Annotated in this window: 2 protein-coding genes and 1 pseudogene; 2 read left to right on the plus strand and 1 reads right to left on the minus strand. The window is 65.2% G+C overall.

All coding sequences use genetic code 11. The annotated features are described in order from the left end of the window. Positions 1 to 47: 47 nt before the first annotated feature. Positions 48 to 401: an IS66 family insertion sequence element accessory protein TnpB gene (gene tnpB / locus PMN64_RS42685; protein ID WP_411785093.1), complete on the plus strand. Its 354-nt coding sequence runs from the start codon at positions 48 to 50 to the stop codon at positions 399 to 401. Between the two features lie 54 nt (positions 402 to 455). After that, positions 456 to 2,048, plus strand: a complete 1,593-nt coding sequence (gene tnpC / locus PMN64_RS42690) for an IS66 family transposase (RefSeq protein ID WP_411785094.1) — start codon at positions 456 to 458, stop codon at positions 2,046 to 2,048. A gap of 120 nt (positions 2,049 to 2,168) precedes the next feature. Here tnpC and PMN64_RS42695 read toward each other — a convergent pair. Beyond that, positions 2,169 to 2,306 (minus strand): annotated as a pseudogene (locus tag PMN64_RS42695) (transposase); the annotation flags it as partial. Positions 2,307 to 2,389: the final 83 nt, after the last annotated feature.

A 2,389-nucleotide genomic window follows, 5' to 3' on the forward strand; every position in this document is an offset into this window, starting at 1 on the left:
GATCCAGGCTGGCTGCGCGATGTGCTGCGGGCCGTGAGGGCGACGACATGATCGCGGCTTCGGCGGGCGTGAAGATCATGGTTGCGACGAGGCCGGTCGACTTCCGCAAAGGCGCCGACGGTCTTGCCGCACTGGTGCGCGAACAACTCCAGCATGATCCCTTCGCAGGAACAATTTTCGTCTTTCGTTCAAAGCGGGCGGACCGTTTGAAGATTTTGGCCTGGGACGGATCTGGGCTTGTGCTGCTGTGGAAGCGGCTGGAGCATTCCGCGTTCCGCTGGCCGCCCATTAGCGACGGCGTGATGCGGTTGTCCGCATCACAGCTCGCCGCGCTGATGGATGGCCTAGACTGGTCGCGCCTGCATGCCCGCGATGTTGCCCAACCGACCGCAACGTCGTGAACTCTGTGATTGCAGTCTTCCACAACAGACCGCGAATCAGCTTGAGTACCGGGCGTGAGCGAGACTACGGATCAGCTTCCGACCGATATCGAGGCGCTGCGGGCGCTGGTTGCGGCGGCACGCGCGGAGCGCGAATCGGCGATCGCCGAACGCGACCATGCGCTGTCGCAAATGGATCGCCTGCGGCATCTCTTGCGTCAGCTGCAACGCGCGCAGTTCGGCCGCCGCTCGGAGAAGCTCGATCCTGAGCAGTTGCAGCTGGCGATCGAGGACATCGAGCAGGCCATTGCCGGCGACGAGGCGGCCCAGGACACGAAGGATAAAGCAGGCGCACGTCAGCGTGCCGACAGGCGCCGCGCCAGCCGTGGTGCGCTCCCGGCCCATCTGCCGCATATCGACGTCACGATTGCCCCGGAGGATACCAACTGTCCGTGCTGCCGCGCGCCTCTGCATGTGATCGGTGAGGAGACCTCACGGCGGCTCGACGTCGTGCCGGCGCAGTTCCGCGTGATCGTCACCCATCGTCCCAAATATGCCTGCTGGGCCTGCACGGATGGCGTGGTTCAGGCGCCGGCACCGGAGCGGCTGATCAAGGGCGGCTTGCCGACCGAGGCGATGGTCGCCCATGTGCTGGTCGCCAAATATGCCTGGCACCTGCCGCTGTATCGGCAGGCTCAGATGCTGCTGGCGCAGGGTATCGACATCAAGCGCTCGGTTCTGGCGTTCTGGGTGGGCTACGCGGCCGCGGAGCTTCGTCCGCTCTGGCTCAGGCTGCGCGAGACCATTCTGACCGCGAGCAAGATCGCGGTCGACGAGACCACAGCGCCCGTGCTCGATCCCGGCCGCGGCCGCACCAAGAAGGGCTTCTTCTGGGCGATCGCGCGCGACGATCGGCCGTGGGGCGGGGCCGACCCGCCGGCAGTGGCCTACACTTACGCGCCCGGTCGCGGCGCCGTCCACGCCCTCAAGCTGCTCGACGGTTATCGCGGCATCGTGCAATGCGACGGCTATACTGTCTACAAGACCGTTGCCGACACCGCGCCTGACGCGGCGATCACGCTCGCCTTCTGCTGGGCTCACCTGCGGCGGCGCTTCTTCGACGTTGTCCAGGACGGTCCTGCCCCGATCGCGAGCGAAGCGCTCGAGCGTATCGCCGCTCTCTATGCCATCGAGAAGACGATCAGGGGCCGCAGCGCCGATGAGCGTCGTGCCGTCCGCCAGGAGCGCAGCAAGCCGCTGGTGCTGGCGCTCAAGGCCTGGTTCGAGCAGCAACTCATCCGCGTCTCGGGCAAAGCGACAATCGCCGAGCACATCCGTTACGCCTTGAACCACTGGGTCGGCCTGACGCGCTTCCTCGACGACGGCCGCATCGAACTCGACACAAATATCGTCGAGCGAAGCATCCGTCCTCTTATCCTCAACCGCAAGAATGCACTGTTCGCAGGGCATGATGAGGGCGCGGAGAACTGGGCCTGCATCGCTTCGCTGATCGAGACCTGCAAGCTCTGCGGCGTCGAGCCGCAGGCCTATCTGACCGGCGTCCTCACCAGACTCGTCAACCTCTGGCCGGCCTCGCGTCTGGACGAACTCATGCCCTGGGCGTGTATCGCCGGGCGAGCCAACAGCGCTAACGGCCTCGCCGCTTGATGAGTTCGCCTCCTGGATCGCGACTGCTCCAGCAGGCCTCGTCACCATCGGCTCAGTGCCTTCCGGCAGCTTCAACAACCCGTCGCGTACCGCCTTGCGCCAGGCTGACAAATGCTGCGGCGACAGACCGTGGCGCCGCGCGACGTCCGAGACAATCGCTCGCGGCAAAAAGGACTCCGCGACGATCCGTCCCTTGACCTCGTCGCTCCAGCGCCGCCGGATCCGTAGCTGCGATACGTCGACAACACGCTCAACCATCTATGCAAACCGTCCTCTTCAAGACGGAACGAACATCGCCGATCTGCTCGACAGCAACAAGGTGCGGGAGACACGCCGCTTAC

Source organism: Bradyrhizobium sp. UFLA01-814 (assembly GCF_046718885.1).
In the GTDB taxonomy this organism is placed as follows: domain Bacteria; phylum Pseudomonadota; class Alphaproteobacteria; order Rhizobiales; family Xanthobacteraceae; genus Bradyrhizobium; species Bradyrhizobium elkanii.